The organism is Mucilaginibacter sp. SG564 (assembly GCF_013149275.1).
Taxonomy (GTDB): Bacteria; Bacteroidota; Bacteroidia; order Sphingobacteriales; family Sphingobacteriaceae; genus Mucilaginibacter.
Genome location: NZ_JABGNA010000021.1, coordinates 14,227 through 27,563, shown reverse-complemented (window position 1 = coordinate 27,563; position 13,337 = coordinate 14,227). Strand labels below are relative to the sequence as shown.

Genomic DNA, 13,337 nt, shown 5'->3' with positions numbered 1-13,337 from the left:
ATGTTGAATTATTGAGTTAGTGAATTAGTGATTGATTTAGAATAACCAATAATTCAATTCCTTTTATTTAAATAATATTAACGCGCGAACAATTGAACCGGAAGGTGAAAGAATTCACTAATTCAATAATTCACTAATTAATTATGCTCCTACAATTACTTTGGCGAAACGTATTACTCTGTCTTTCAGATAATAACCTTTTTCCATTTCGTCTATCACTTTGCCCTTCTGGTCGTCGGTAGGGGCTGGTATATTGGTAATGGCCTCATGCAGGTCGGCATCAAAAGGCTCGCCAATTGATGTCATTTCCTTCAGTCCTTTTTGACCCAGTATATTTTTTAGTTTGTTCTGTATCAGCGTAACGCCTTCTTTAACCGGGGCAACGTCAACCGCGTTTTCCATGGAGCGTTGCGCGCGCTCAAAATCGTCAAGTACAGGCAATAAAGCCACTAACAATTCTTTACCTTCTGTTTCACGGGCTTCCGCGCGCTCTTTGATGGTACGCCTTCTGAAGTTATCAAATTCGGCATATAAGCGCAGGTATTTGTCATTTGCCTGGGCCAATTCTTCTTTCAATTTGTCTTCGGCAGACAAAACTTCTGCTGTTGTTGCTTCAGTAGTTTCGGTTGGAGCTTGTTCTTGCCCGTTCTCGTTTAAATTTTCCTGTTCTGCCGTATTCATATTTTCTGGGGTGTCCGTATTTTCTTTCTTCTTTTTCTTCAACATATCGTTAAATTTCATAGCTGATAGTGCCAATCAAGTATCCTGCCATTAGCATAAAGCCGACAAGCTGTCAGTGGTGTATTTTAATATCAGGAAGGAGTGACACGTTTTACGCAAGGGTGACAGGTTGACCGTTGATTTTGTCTGAATCAGAATTTACAGAATTTTAAAATTAACAGAATGAATGCTTATTCTGAAAATCCTTTAATTCTGTAAATTCTGATTCAGACAATCAGCGCTTATATCTCCGCGTCTTCCAATACTTTGCCGTTTTCGCATTTGATAATGCGTGATGGGAAAGCCCGGATGATGTGATAATCGTGGGTAGCAACCAATACGGCGGTGCCCGATTGGCTGATCTGTTTTAATAGTAGCACAATTTCTTCGGATGTTTCGGGGTCAAGGTTACCGGTTGGCTCATCGGCCAGGATAATTTCGGGATCATTTAACAGGGCGCGGGCAATTACCACGCGTTGCTGTTCGCCACCTGATAGCTCATGCGGCATTTTTTTGAGTTTGGAACGCAGGCCAACTTTTTCCAGCACATCCAGGGTACGGTCAGCAATCAGTTTTTTGTCTGTCCAGCCGGTGGCGCGCATTACAAATAACAGGTTTTGTTCGATAGAACGATCAGTAAGCAATTGGAAATCCTGGAAAACAATGCCCAGCTTACGGCGCAGATAAGGTACTTCGCGACTGGCCAGTTTGCTCAGTTCGTAGCCACAGGCATGACCGGTGCCGGCTTTGGGGATCAGATCGCCGTAAATTACTTTGAGCAAACTGCTCTTGCCCGATCCGGTTTGGCCAATGAGCCATACAAAATCGCCTTTATCAATATGCAGGTTAACGTTTGACAGTACCAGGTGCGATTGCTGAAAAATATCAACATTGTTTAGCTTAATAATAGAATTTCCGATCATCTTGTTTTATAGCTCTAATTTTAAGATCTGCCCGAAAGGCAGGTCTTTGATTATGTTCATAATATATTCGGCCTTGTCGGCCAGTCCCACCTTATCCAGCGATTTATCAGGCCTGTCAACCCTGAAATAGGCCAGCAGCGTAAATTTATCATCGCGCAGCTGCACATAATCGGGTATTTTGGCAACGCCTTTTACTTTTATAATATACATGTTAGTTCATGGTTCATGGTTCATGGTTCATGGTTTTTCAAAGCTAAAAAGATCAGCTATGATCTATGAACTATCAACTATAAGCTTTTCCCCAAAGGTATTGTTATTTTAAAGATTTGCCAAGAAATCCATTGTATCAATCCCATCGGCATAATCCCATAATGCGGGTTGCTGGCTCTGGCCAAAACCTACCACCTGGTTTTGTATTTCAATAGGTGCTTTGGTGACGATGCATTGCAGGTTTTCGCTTTGATCAGCCAATAATTGCTGCGCCGCCTGCAGATCGGTATAATGGCTATAATATACCACAGCCAGGGGCGATGCTATGCGTTCATCTTCCTTGGCCATTAAAAAACCATTGTCAAAATGCTTATCACTGTTTACCAGGTAAATGGATTTGTTGTAATCGTAATTGTTGCTGTATTTGTGGTGATGGATAATGGTTTTAAACTCTTCTATCGATTCAAAAAAGAAATTAAAACTGTAGCCTTCGGGCACCAGCAGTTTGGATACGTTACGGCAGCCCAGGCCATAGTAATCAAAAATATCATGACCGAGGTTAAACAGATCTTGGGCTGTTTCGTTGCCGGTAAGCAGGGCAATACTGTTACGGTTTTTGCGGATGATATTAGGCACTTTGCCAAAATAATAGTCAAAATAGCGTGAGCTGTTATTACTGCCGGTAGCTATAATGGCATCAAAGTCGGTAAGGCGCTCTATAAAGCTGAACTGTGCTGCAAAATTGCTGTCGATATCAACCAGGAGTTGCAATACATGTTTGATGAGATAGGCATCCTGCGATGATGTTTTGATGAGCGCGTGGTTGCCTGTGGCCAGTACGCAAAGCACATCGTGAAAACCTACCAACGGGATATTACCGGCCAGGATTAGTCCTACTTTTTTGGGTTGGGCGTCCCTGGAAAGGTCGTATCTGGACAGCCAGGTTGTTAAATCGGCCTCGTTGAGCATTTGGCCAATGGCGGTAACGGCGCGTAAAACACTTTCGGGTGTAAACCAGGCGTTGTGGTATTGTTCGTCGTTAACAATGGCCATTAACTGCTCATTAGGTTCGGCTAATTGCTTTCCTAAGACTGAAAATGAATTTATTGCGGTTTTTATATTAATTTTTGACATATATATGGTAAGGTTGTAAACCCCGAAACCCTTTTTTTGTTATATTTGCACGCTTGTTAATTTCAGGCAAAGTTAATTGAGAATATTAGATATTTAGAAATATGGCGATTAAAATCACCGACGAATGCATAAACTGCGGAGCCTGCGAGCCGGAGTGCCCAAATAATGCCATTTATGATGCTGGCGCGGCATGGCGCTTTAGCGATGGTACGGGGTTAAAAGGGGTTATTGATTTTGGCGATGGTAACACATTAAATGCTGAAGAATCACAAGCTGCCCTTTCTGATGATATTTATTACATTGTACCCGATAAATGTACCGAGTGTGTTGGTTTTCATGACGAACCACAATGTGCTGCAGTATGCCCTGTAGATTGTTGTGTAGATGATGAAGATATCCGCGAAAGCAAAGAAGAATTGTTAGCTAAAAAAGACTGGCTGCACATCAATGAATAGTATTCAGATGTGAGATCTGAAACATGAGATATAAAAAAGGGGATCAGTACTGATCCCCTTTTTTTGTGCTTTATGAATTGTTAGCGAGCCGTGAGGACACGGCTCGTGAAGAAGGATACTCCGTAGGAGTAAAAGCTTTGTAGAAAATGAAAAAAGAATTTAGCATGCCGTAGGTATGCAACCTGAGTGCAGTACCCACGGCACTGACGCGGAAGCTGATTTTTTTTCTACAAAGCTTTAACCCCGATGGGGTTTAGCGATTCGAGAGGGCACTGATCGCGGGAAAGAGGTTCTCAAGTCTCATATCTATCGCAAATCCTTCTCCATGTGGATATTGGCCCGGGCGTAGGGGGTATCAGCTACTTTAAATTCCGTAAAGCCGTATTTTCTGTACAGGCTAATGGCTGGGGCAAGCAGGGTGTTTGAACCCAGCCAGAGGCGTGTACCACCCAATTCTTTTGTTTTAGCTATAGCCGCGTCCATCAGGGCATTGCCAATTTTACGGCCCTGGTATTTTGGGCTTACCGCCATTTTTGCCAGTTCGTATTCGGCCTCGCCTGTTTTGATGACCGCGCAGGTGCCAACAACATCGTCGTCGATATGCGCGAAAAGTATTTCGCCACCAGGGGCAATGATGTATTCTTCGGGATGATTTAATTGCTCTAGGTCATGCTCTTCTACGGTAAAATAGGTGTTGATCCATTCTATATTCAGGTTTTTGAAATAACGGGCATTTTGAGGATCGTAGGTAGTTACTTTTACCGGATTGTTTCCCTGTGGATTAAACATTTCCTGAAAACGTTGGTAGTATGGTTTTTCGTTGAGTTGTGCTTCAGTTTCCATAATAGCGCTTAATAAATTGTTTTGTTGACTATTAAATAATGATTTGTTGAGGGTGAGGATCTTGGCCCATACCCGTTCAAATTTTGGCAGGGAGTCTTTCCCTTTTTCCGACAGGCGCAGCATGCGTTTACGACTGTCGCTTGCTGATTTAACCGATTCAATAAAGCCCAATGCTTCCAACTCCTTAGCCAGATGAATGACGCCCGGATGGGTACAGCCCAGCTCTTCGGCAATTTCGGTTACCGCAGCTTCACCCTGTTTGCTGATCAGGTAGTAAAGGGTAAAATATTTGGGTTCGAAATTCAGTTGCTCGTCTTTATATATCTGAACAACATCCTTTGCAAAGTATTCATATAACCGTTTGAGCCTTGCTCCAACGGCCAATTCTTCCAGATCATCAATTAAACTCATAGTAATTACGTAAGTACTTACAAATATATAAATTATTTTTATTTCTATATTTGTTTTTCACTATTATCAATGGAATACGGTATTTGTAATCTGGCGGTTATCCCGCTGCGAGCCGAGGCCAGTGACCGCAGCGAACAAGTGTCGCAGGTATTGTTTGGCGAGGCATTTGAGATCATAGAATGGAGCGAACGCTGGGTAAAGATCATCACCGAAAGTGATGGTTATGAAGGTTGGATAGGTCGCCTGCAATTTGCTATGCTCGGTCATATCGCTTACAAAAGCTTTAAACATGTAAAACCACCGCTTACCTACAGGGCGGTAACACAAGCCTGGAAAGTTGCCGATAACAGTGTAGTATATTTGCCTGCAGGCAGCTCTTTAGCTTTTTTGGAAGGCACAACCTGCCGTATCGGTACCGAGCGTTTTGAGATCATTGGTGAAATAGGGGAGCGGGAAGACATAGCCACCACGGCCAAATCGTTTTTAAATGCGCCTTATTTGTGGGGTGGCCGTACACATTTTGGTATTGATTGCTCCGGCTTTACCCAGGTGGTATTTAACCTCAATAATATTAAGATCAAGCGCGATGCCAGTCAGCAGGTGCTGGAGGGAACCCTGGTTGAGAATATTGCACAGGCTCGTTTAGGCGATCTGGCCTTTTTTAATAACGAAGCCGGTAAAGTAACCCACGTAGGTATTATGCTGAATAACGAACACATCATCCACGCTTCAGGAAAAGTTAAAATTGATACTATAGACGAGGATGGTATCTACTCGCAGGAACAGAAACGTCATACGCATAAGCTACATAGTATTAAGCGGTTTATGTAATACTCAAAGAAAAGTGGGGATAGTGCGATTCCTTCCTTGGGGAAGGGGAGGTAGGGGTTTAGTAAACATGACGTGTTTGAATCGCTTGTATAAACCCCTCCCTGCTACAACACAATTCCAACGCACCCCTCCCGTGGGGAGGGAATTTGTTAATTCAAGAATCCTCAATCAAACTTAATATCCCATACCAGCACACTCTTATCATCACTTACAGACAGGAGCTGATCGCCGTTCCAGGCCAGTTTGTTGATGGAGAGTACATGCCCCGGATGTCCTTTTTCGCGGCTGATGATCTTGTATAGTTTAAAATCGTCGGCTCCCCAGATCTTGATGCCTTTGTCCATACTTGCTGTGGCAAAATATGGCTTTGTGGGATGAAACAGGATATGGTTTATGGCAAACAAATGCGCGGGAATGTTTTTGATAGATTGATAATTTACACTGTCCCAGATCTTGATCTGCGCGTCGCGGCCTCCAGATGCCAGGTAAGTACCATCCGGACTATAAGCCAGTGTAAAAACCGACATGGTATGGCCATGCAATGATTTAAGCAAGGTATAATCATGCAGGTCGTAAATTTTAATAGAATTATCCCTGCATCCAAAAGCCACCTGTTTTTCATCGGGCGATATGGCTATGCAGCGTACCGTATCGGCAGATACTTTGATGCTGTGCACCATCTGTAAACTTGCTAGGTTCCATATTGAAACTGTCCCGTCTTCGGAGGCTATCAAGAGCTCGTTCTTAGTACTCACCGATTTGATATCGAAGATCGGCTTAAGATGATGGGCAAGCGACGGCAGAAGCTTTTGTTGTATAAAATCAAACACCAAAACCTCGCCGCTGCGTAAACCTGTCAGTAATATAGGATAGCCTGCAGGGCCGTGTATAGCATAAATAGAGGCCCTAACCGGGAACATCACTTTGATGAACGAGAAATTTTCCAGGTTCCACTCCACCAGACCTTTATCGTTACCGCCGGTAAACAAAATACCTGGCTTTTGCGAAAGCTCCAGCGTAAAAATGGGATTGCCGTGCCCGGTAAGTTCTGCTATTTTTTCTGCGGTCATTTTTTAGGTTTTACGTTTTACGTTGGACGTTATATGTTAATGTGAAGACAACGTAAAACGTATCACGTCCAACGTAAAACCTACTTATGTCTTGATTCTAAATTCTTAGCTATTGTTTTCAGGTCGAGGCCTTTTTCGCGCAATAGAACCAGCAAGTGAAACACCAGGTCGGACGATTCATTGATCAGGTCTGTTTCGGTTTCGGCAAGGGCGGCTATAACAGTTTCTACACCTTCTTCGCCTACTTTCTGAGCTATTTTGTTGAGTCCCTTGTTGCGCAGTTTATTCACGTATGAACCTTCAACCGGGTTTTCATACCTATCGGCAATGATGTTCTCCAGTTCGAGAATAAAGTTCTGATTAAATTCGGTTTTAAAGCAGCTGCGCGAGCCGGTATGGCAGGTTGGGCCATCGGCTTTTACTTTGATCAACAGCGTATCACTATCGCAATCAATACTGATGTTTTTTACATGCAGAAAGTTGCTGCTGGTTTCGCCTTTTGTCCACAAGCGTTGTTTGGAGCGGGAAAAGAAGGTTACTATGTTTTCCTGTACGGTTTTATCATAGGCTTCCTGGTTCATATAGCCCAGCATGAGCACTTCAAGCGTTTGCTCATCCTGTATGATCACCGGAACCAGTCCGTCGGTTTTGTTGAAATCTATATTCATTTTTTATCAGTTGTGAGGTGTTAGCGTGTAGGTGCGAAGAGCCGGAGTGAATGAGCCAATTTGTATATCATAAAATTCTATTCTCGCTCTTTGTGCGGCACACCGGCACTTTCATCATATCCTTACCTCAATATTATTACTTTTTAACACGGCTTTCAAATCGGGTATTAGTATCTCTCCATAATGGAATACGGATGCCGCCAGTGCCGCGTCGACATTGGTTTTTTCGAAAACATCGACAAAATGCTGTACCGCGCCTGCACCGCCCGATGCTATTACCGGTATGTGCACCGCATCGTTCACGGTTTTGAGCAGCCCATTGTCGAAACCATTTTTGGTGCCGTCATGATCCATAGAGGTGAGCAATATTTCACCAGCGCCGCGGCTTTCGGCCTCTTTTATCCATTCCAGCGTTTGGCGTTCTGTTGGCAGGCGACCGCCATTCAAATGCACTATGTTTTTATCGTCTATGCGGCGCGTATCCACAGCTATCACCACAAACTGTACGCCGAATGCTTTGGCCAGTTCGTCAATTAAAGCGGGGTTGCGCACCGCGGCCGAGTTGATGGATATTTTATCGGCACCAGCATTTAAAAGCGCGTCGGCATCAGCAATTTCGTTGATGCCACCACCTATGGTAAAGGGTATATTGATTTGCCGAGCCACTGCTTTCACCAGCTCCACCATGGTTTTACGGCGCTCCACCGTAGCGGTAATATCCAGGAAAACCAACTCGTCGGCACCCTGGCGCGAATAGTTCCAGGCCAGTTCAACGGGGTCGCCGGCATCGCGCAGATCGACAAAGTTTACTCCTTTTACCGTGCGACCGTCTTTTACATCAAGACAGGGGATGATTCTTTTACTAAGCATGAATTTTATTAGAGCGTCATTGCGAGGAACGAAGCAATTTTAATTCTTTTTGTCATCCTGAGGAACGAAGGATCTAATCGGCGATAGATTCTTCGCTCCGCTCAGAATGACAAACCTTTTAAGTGCTTCGTTCCTCGCAATGACGTTTTTATTTAAATGGAGATTAACGCGTCCAGGTTCCAGTGCTTAACATCTTCGATGGTGATATGCCCTTCGTAGATGGCTTTGCCTACCACGCATGATTCAACTTTTAGGCGACTCAGTTGCTCGATATCCTTCATGGAACTTACACCGCCCGAAGCGATCAGCTTGATAAAAGGCGAATGATCAAGCAGTTTTTCATACAGCTCGATACCTGCACCGCCCAGTTTGCCATCCTTATTGATGTCGGTACATAAAAAGCGGAAGAAACCGAGGGCAAGGCATTTATCAACGTAATCCATCAGTTTTATGGGCGAGCTTTCCATCCAGCCGGAGTATTTAATTACTTCGTCCAATACGTCGATAGCGATAACTACCTGGTCTGAGCATTTTTCTTTACCGCAGATCTCGGAACCCAGCTCGGGTAAAAAGCTTGGATTGGTTAAGGCTTGAGTACCTACAATAACGCGGTGAACGCCGGCATCTATCAGCTCTTTCACTTTATCAATGCTGCGGATACCGCCGCCGTATTGCACCTTCATGTCGGTTTTACGGATCACATCAAACAGGTATTGCTGGTTGCTGAAATCGTTTTTGGCGCCGTTGAGGTCAATGATGTGGATGAAATTGGTACCGTTGCTTTGGTAGCGCTCAATCATTTCTTCCAACGTAACATCGTATTCAGTCACCTGGCCATAGTCGCCTTCACGCAAACGCACTACCTTTTTGTTCAATATGTCGATAGCAGGGATAATGTACATGTTTTTTATAGTTTAGAGAAGTTAGTTAATAATGTTTCGCCGTACACGCCTGATTTTTCGGGGTGAAACTGTACGCCGTAAAAATTATCATGCCAAATTGATGCCGAAAATTCGATACTGTAATTGGCAGATAGTAATGTGTATGCCTTATCATACTCAATAAAGTATGAATGTACAAAGTAAAAATGTGAACCCGACGGTATATTTTTAAATAATGGATTGTCTTTTTCGGGATACACCTGGTTCCAGCCCGTGTGTGGTACCTTATATTCGGCACTATCCTGAAACCGCAAAGTTTTGATCGGGAAGATATTTAATAAGTTGGAGTCGCCTTCTTCGGAGTAGGAAGTAAGCAGCTGCATACCCACGCAAATACCCAACGTTGGCTTTTTAAGCGCCTTTATAACGGGCACAAGGCCCGTTTTTTCCAGCTTATCCATAGCCGCGCCGGCGTGGCCTACCCCCGGAATGATATAACGGTCGAACTTATCAAAATCCGCCTGGCTGTTGATAAAGCCATAGGGGATGCCCAGCCGCTCCAAAGCCGCTGTAAGGGAAAATATATTGCCCGCTCCGTATAGAATGATGCCTGTCATTTTTTTAGTTAGAGTCAAGATATAAGATTCAAGAATCAGGACAGAAAAACATCTTGTCTCTTGATTCTAAGAATCTTGCCTCTCTTATAGTACCCCTTTAGTACTTGGTAAAACCATCTTATCTACATCACGTTTTACGGCCATTTTTATTGCCTTGGCAAATACTTTAAATATGGCCTCAATTTTATGATGCTCATTTTGCCCTTCGGCTTTGATGTTGAGGTTGCATTTGGCCGCGTCTGAGAACGACTTGAAAAAATGATAAAACATTTCTGTTGGTACATCGCCCACTTTTTCGCGGTTAAATTCCGCTTCCCAAACTATCCAGTTACGGCCGCCAAAATCAATGGCCGCTTGTGCCAAACAGTCATCCATCGGCAGGCAAAAACCGTATCGTTCAATGCCTTTTTTGTTACCTAAAGCTTCCGCAAAAACCTCGCCTAAGGCTATGCCGGTATCTTCAATGGTGTGATGCTCGTCGATATGCAGATCGCCTTTGGCAATTACTTCCAGGTCGATGCTGCCGTGGCGTGCAATCTGATCTAACATATGATCAAAAAAATGCAGGCCGGTTGATACTTTGGCCTCGCCGGTACCATCCAGGTTTATTTTGATGTAGATATCTGTTTCTTTAGTGGCACGGCGATGCTCAACCACGCGCTGACCCAGTTTCAGGAATTCGTAGATCTGTTGCCAATCGGTAGTTTCCAGCACAATGGTCTCGCCGATATGATCGGCCTCGGTAAATTCAGCGCCTCCTAATCCCGAATTATTGTTAAGCCAGATGGCTTTGGCTTCCAGGTTACGGGCCAGCAACACATCATTTTTACGATCGCCGATGGTAAATGAACCTGGCAGATCATACTTTTCGGTATCAAAATATTGGGTAAGCAGGGCAGTGCCTGGTTTTCGTGTCGGCGCTTTCTCGGCCGGGAAGGTGCGGTCGATCACGACGTTATCAAACTTTACACCCTCGGCCTCAAATGTTTTTAATATGAAATTATGCACCGGCCAAAAAGTGTCTTCCGGGTACGATGCTGTACCCAAACCATCCTGGTTGGTTACCATTACCAATTCAAAATCAAGCTCTTTGGCAATTTTGGGCAGATAAGTTAACGCGCCGGGGTAAAATTCCAGCTTTTCAAAAGAATCTATCTGCTCATCGGCAGGTTCTTTGATCAGCGTGCCGTCGCGGTCAACAAATAATATTTTCCGTTTCATTTAAAGTTTTGTAGGGTTTGGAGTAGGGTAGTATTTTCATCGGGCGTGCCAACGGTAATGCGCAGACAGCCTTCGCAAAGCTCCACTTTGGAACGGTTGCGTATAATGATGCCTTTGCCGACAAGATAGTCGTAAATACGGTTGGCATCGGTTGTTTTCACAAGGATAAAGTTAGCATCCGATGGGTAAATATCCAGCACAAAATCAAAATTCTTGAGTTCAAGCACCAATCTGTCGCGCTGTGTCAATGTTTCCTTGATCCAGCTGTTGATCTGGTCGATATTGGCGAGTGCTTCCAGAGCCAATTGTTGTGATGCTTCGTTCACATTGTATGGCGGTTTCACCTTGTTCATCACCTCAATGATCTCCTCGCTGGCAAACGCCATACCTACACGTAAACCGGCCAGTCCCCAGGCTTTTGACAGGGTTTGTAAAACCACCAGGTTGGCGTATTCAGTAAGTTCCTGTATAAATGTTTTTTGGCGACTGAAATTGATATAAGCCTCATCCACAATCACCAGGCCGTTAAAGTTGGCCAGCAGGGTTTCCACATCTGCCCGGTTAATGGAGTTACCTGTAGGGTTGTTGGGCGAGCAAATGAAGATCAGTTTGGTACGCTCGTCAATAGCTTCGGCAATACCTTCCAGGTTAAGCTGGTAATCTTCGGTAAGCAGCACCTTGCGGGCTTCCACATCATTGATATTGGCCGATACCTGGTACATACCATAAGTAGGCGGCACGATGATCACATTATCAATACCCGGATTGCAGAAACTGCGGAAAAGGATGTCGATGGCTTCGTCGCTGCCGTTGCCTATAAAAATATTGCGGGGTGGTACACCTTTAATTTCGGTGATACGCCGTTTTAACTGATACTGTAATGGATCGGGGTAGCGGTTAAACTGCTGGTTCAACGGCGACCCGAACGCGTTTTCATTAGCATCCAGGAAAACACTGGCCTCGCCCTGATACTCATCACGCGCGGAAGAGTAGGGGGTTAGGTTTTTGATGTTTTCGCGGAGTATATTGTTGATATTGTACATTATTCTTTCAAATTTTTCCTGTCATTCTGAGCGTAGCGAAGAATCTAATCATCGAACAGATCCTTCGTTCCTCAGGATGACAAATTTTTAATAATTATTCCTTATTGATACCGCATTCCTATGCGCGTGCAGGCCTTCCAACTCGGCCAAAATTTCAACTGATGGGCCAATATTTTGGATGCCCTCACGGGTGATATGCTGAAAGGTGATCTTTTTGACAAACGAATCAACCGATACGCCAGAATATGCCCTGGCATAGCTACTGGTTGGCAGCGTATGATTAGTTCCTGAGGCATAGTCGCCGGCGCTTTCCGGGGTTAAATTACCCAGGAACACCGAGCCCGCATTGATGATGAAACCGGTGATCTCTTTCCATCTTTCGGTAGCCAGTATCAAATGCTCCGGCGCGTACTGGTTGCTGAAATTCATAGCTTGCTCTAAATTAGAAGCAACCACGATGTACGAGTTATCAATAGCCAGTTTAGCGATCTCGGTACGGGGTAAAGTAGGTAACTGTTTCTCCACTTCAGTCAATGTTTCCTGAGCTATTTTGGCAGAGGTACATACCAATACCGACTGGCTATCAATACCATGTTCGGCCTGCGCCAAAAGATCGGCGGCGATGTAGGCCGGGGTAGCGCTTTCATCAGCAATCACCAATACTTCTGATGGGCCTGCTGGCATATCAATAGCCGTTGTGGTGGTGGATTGGATGATGGTTTTAGCCTTGGTAACAAACTGATTTCCAGGGCCAAAAATCTTATCAACTTTAGTAATACTTTCAGTTCCGTAAGCCATGGCCGCGATAGCCTGTGAACCACCTGCAAGGTATATTTTATCGATGCCCAACAGCAAGGCCACGTACGCTATAAAAGCATTCACCTTACCGTTTTTTTGCGGTGGTGAACACACCACAATTTCATGACAACCCGCTATGCGTGCGGGGATGCCCAGCATTAAAAAAGTGCTTGGTAAAACAGCCGTTCCACCGGGGATGTACAGACCCACTTTTTCAATCGGCCTTAACTCGCGCCAGCAGGTAACGCCAGGCATGGTTTCTACTTTATCCTCGGCTTTTAACTGGGCTTTGTGAAATTTATGAATATTGTTGTAAGCCGTTTGCAGCGCGGCTTTTTGCTCGGCAGATACCGACTCGGCCAGTTCTTCCAGGTCTGTTTTATCCAGATACAGGTTGCTTAATTCAACCTTGTCGAATTTTCTGGCATATTCATACAGGGCACTATCGCCATGTTGTTGTACGTTATCAATAACCTCCTCAACAATGGTGCGGATCTCATTAGCCGGGTCAACATTACGCTGAACCAGTTTTTGGATGTCGGTGCTGTTTAAATCTGAATAGTTGTATGTCTTCATTTCAGTTTGCAGTTTTGAGTTGGCAGTTTGCTTTATTTACAGTTTTAAAATGCTAACTGCAAACCG

At 44.3% G+C, this 13,337-nt stretch carries 15 protein-coding genes; 2 read left to right on the top strand and 13 right to left on the bottom strand.

Annotation, left to right across the window (positions count from 1 at the left end; genetic code table 11):
• Window positions 1-141: 141 nt before the first annotated feature.
• The 4 genes from FHW89_RS27470 to FHW89_RS27455 all read right to left on the bottom strand — a co-directional run bounded on the left by FHW89_RS27470 (window position 142) and on the right by FHW89_RS27455 (window position 2,987).
• Window positions 142-741, bottom strand: a complete 600-nt coding sequence (locus FHW89_RS27470) for a nucleotide exchange factor GrpE (protein WP_253952337.1) — start codon at window positions 739-741, stop codon at window positions 142-144.
• 221 nt (window positions 742-962) lie between these two features.
• Window positions 963-1,643, bottom strand: coding sequence for a cell division ATP-binding protein FtsE (locus FHW89_RS27465; protein ID WP_172338246.1), 681 nt, complete (start codon window positions 1,641-1,643; stop codon window positions 963-965).
• 6 nt (window positions 1,644-1,649) lie between these two features.
• Window positions 1,650-1,853, bottom strand: a complete 204-nt coding sequence (locus FHW89_RS27460) for a fructose-6-phosphate aldolase (protein WP_076378137.1) — start codon at window positions 1,851-1,853, stop codon at window positions 1,650-1,652.
• Between the two features lie 108 nt (window positions 1,854-1,961).
• Complete coding sequence (locus FHW89_RS27455; protein WP_172338245.1) at window positions 1,962-2,987, bottom strand: acyl-CoA reductase; 1,026 nt, start codon at window positions 2,985-2,987, stop codon at window positions 1,962-1,964.
• 101 nt (window positions 2,988-3,088) lie between these two features.
• Here FHW89_RS27455 and FHW89_RS27450 point away from each other — a divergent pair, with 101 nt between their 5' ends.
• Window positions 3,089-3,442: a 4Fe-4S dicluster domain-containing protein gene (locus tag FHW89_RS27450; protein ID WP_076378133.1), complete on the top strand. Its 354-nt coding sequence runs from the start codon at window positions 3,089-3,091 to the stop codon at window positions 3,440-3,442.
• A gap of 306 nt (window positions 3,443-3,748) precedes the next feature.
• Here FHW89_RS27450 and FHW89_RS27445 read toward each other — a convergent pair whose 3' ends face one another.
• Window positions 3,749-4,696, bottom strand: coding sequence for a bifunctional helix-turn-helix transcriptional regulator/GNAT family N-acetyltransferase (locus FHW89_RS27445; protein WP_172338244.1), 948 nt, complete (start codon window positions 4,694-4,696; stop codon window positions 3,749-3,751).
• Between the two features lie 69 nt (window positions 4,697-4,765).
• Here FHW89_RS27445 and FHW89_RS27440 point away from each other — a divergent pair, with 69 nt between their 5' ends.
• Entirely contained in the window at window positions 4,766-5,527 is a 762-nt protein-coding gene (locus FHW89_RS27440; RefSeq protein WP_172338243.1) for a C40 family peptidase, read from the top strand.
• A gap of 164 nt (window positions 5,528-5,691) precedes the next feature.
• Here FHW89_RS27440 and FHW89_RS27435 read toward each other — a convergent pair whose 3' ends face one another.
• The 8 genes from FHW89_RS27435 to hisD all read right to left on the bottom strand — a co-directional run bounded on the left by FHW89_RS27435 (window position 5,692) and on the right by hisD (window position 13,271).
• Window positions 5,692-6,597, bottom strand: a complete 906-nt coding sequence (locus FHW89_RS27435; RefSeq protein ID WP_172338242.1) for a WD40 repeat domain-containing protein — start codon at window positions 6,595-6,597, stop codon at window positions 5,692-5,694.
• 80 nt (window positions 6,598-6,677) lie between these two features.
• Window positions 6,678-7,265, bottom strand: coding sequence for a bifunctional phosphoribosyl-AMP cyclohydrolase/phosphoribosyl-ATP diphosphatase HisIE (hisIE, locus tag FHW89_RS27430; RefSeq protein ID WP_166087754.1), 588 nt, complete (start codon window positions 7,263-7,265; stop codon window positions 6,678-6,680).
• A 114-nt stretch (window positions 7,266-7,379) separates the two neighbouring features.
• Entirely contained in the window at window positions 7,380-8,135 is a 756-nt protein-coding gene (gene hisF, locus FHW89_RS27425; protein WP_172338241.1) for an imidazole glycerol phosphate synthase subunit HisF, read from the bottom strand.
• A 152-nt stretch (window positions 8,136-8,287) separates the two neighbouring features.
• Window positions 8,288-9,037 carry a HisA/HisF-related TIM barrel protein gene (locus tag FHW89_RS27420; RefSeq protein WP_172338240.1) on the bottom strand — a complete coding sequence of 250 codons (750 nt, stop codon included), beginning with the start codon at window positions 9,035-9,037 and terminating at the stop codon, window positions 8,288-8,290.
• 5 nt (window positions 9,038-9,042) lie between these two features.
• Window positions 9,043-9,633, bottom strand: coding sequence for an imidazole glycerol phosphate synthase subunit HisH (gene hisH, locus FHW89_RS27415; RefSeq protein ID WP_172338239.1), 591 nt, complete (start codon window positions 9,631-9,633; stop codon window positions 9,043-9,045).
• An 84-nt stretch (window positions 9,634-9,717) separates the two neighbouring features.
• Entirely contained in the window at window positions 9,718-10,854 is a 1,137-nt protein-coding gene (hisB, locus tag FHW89_RS27410) for a bifunctional histidinol-phosphatase/imidazoleglycerol-phosphate dehydratase HisB (RefSeq protein ID WP_172338238.1), read from the bottom strand.
• Window positions 10,851-11,897: a histidinol-phosphate transaminase gene (hisC, locus tag FHW89_RS27405; RefSeq protein WP_172338237.1), complete on the bottom strand. Its 1,047-nt coding sequence runs from the start codon at window positions 11,895-11,897 to the stop codon at window positions 10,851-10,853. Before hisC ends, hisB begins: the two co-directional genes overlap by 4 nt.
• 87 nt (window positions 11,898-11,984) lie before the next feature.
• Window positions 11,985-13,271: a histidinol dehydrogenase gene (gene hisD, locus FHW89_RS27400; RefSeq protein WP_172338236.1), complete on the bottom strand. Its 1,287-nt coding sequence runs from the start codon at window positions 13,269-13,271 to the stop codon at window positions 11,985-11,987.
• Between the last annotated feature and the right edge of the window lie 66 nt (window positions 13,272-13,337).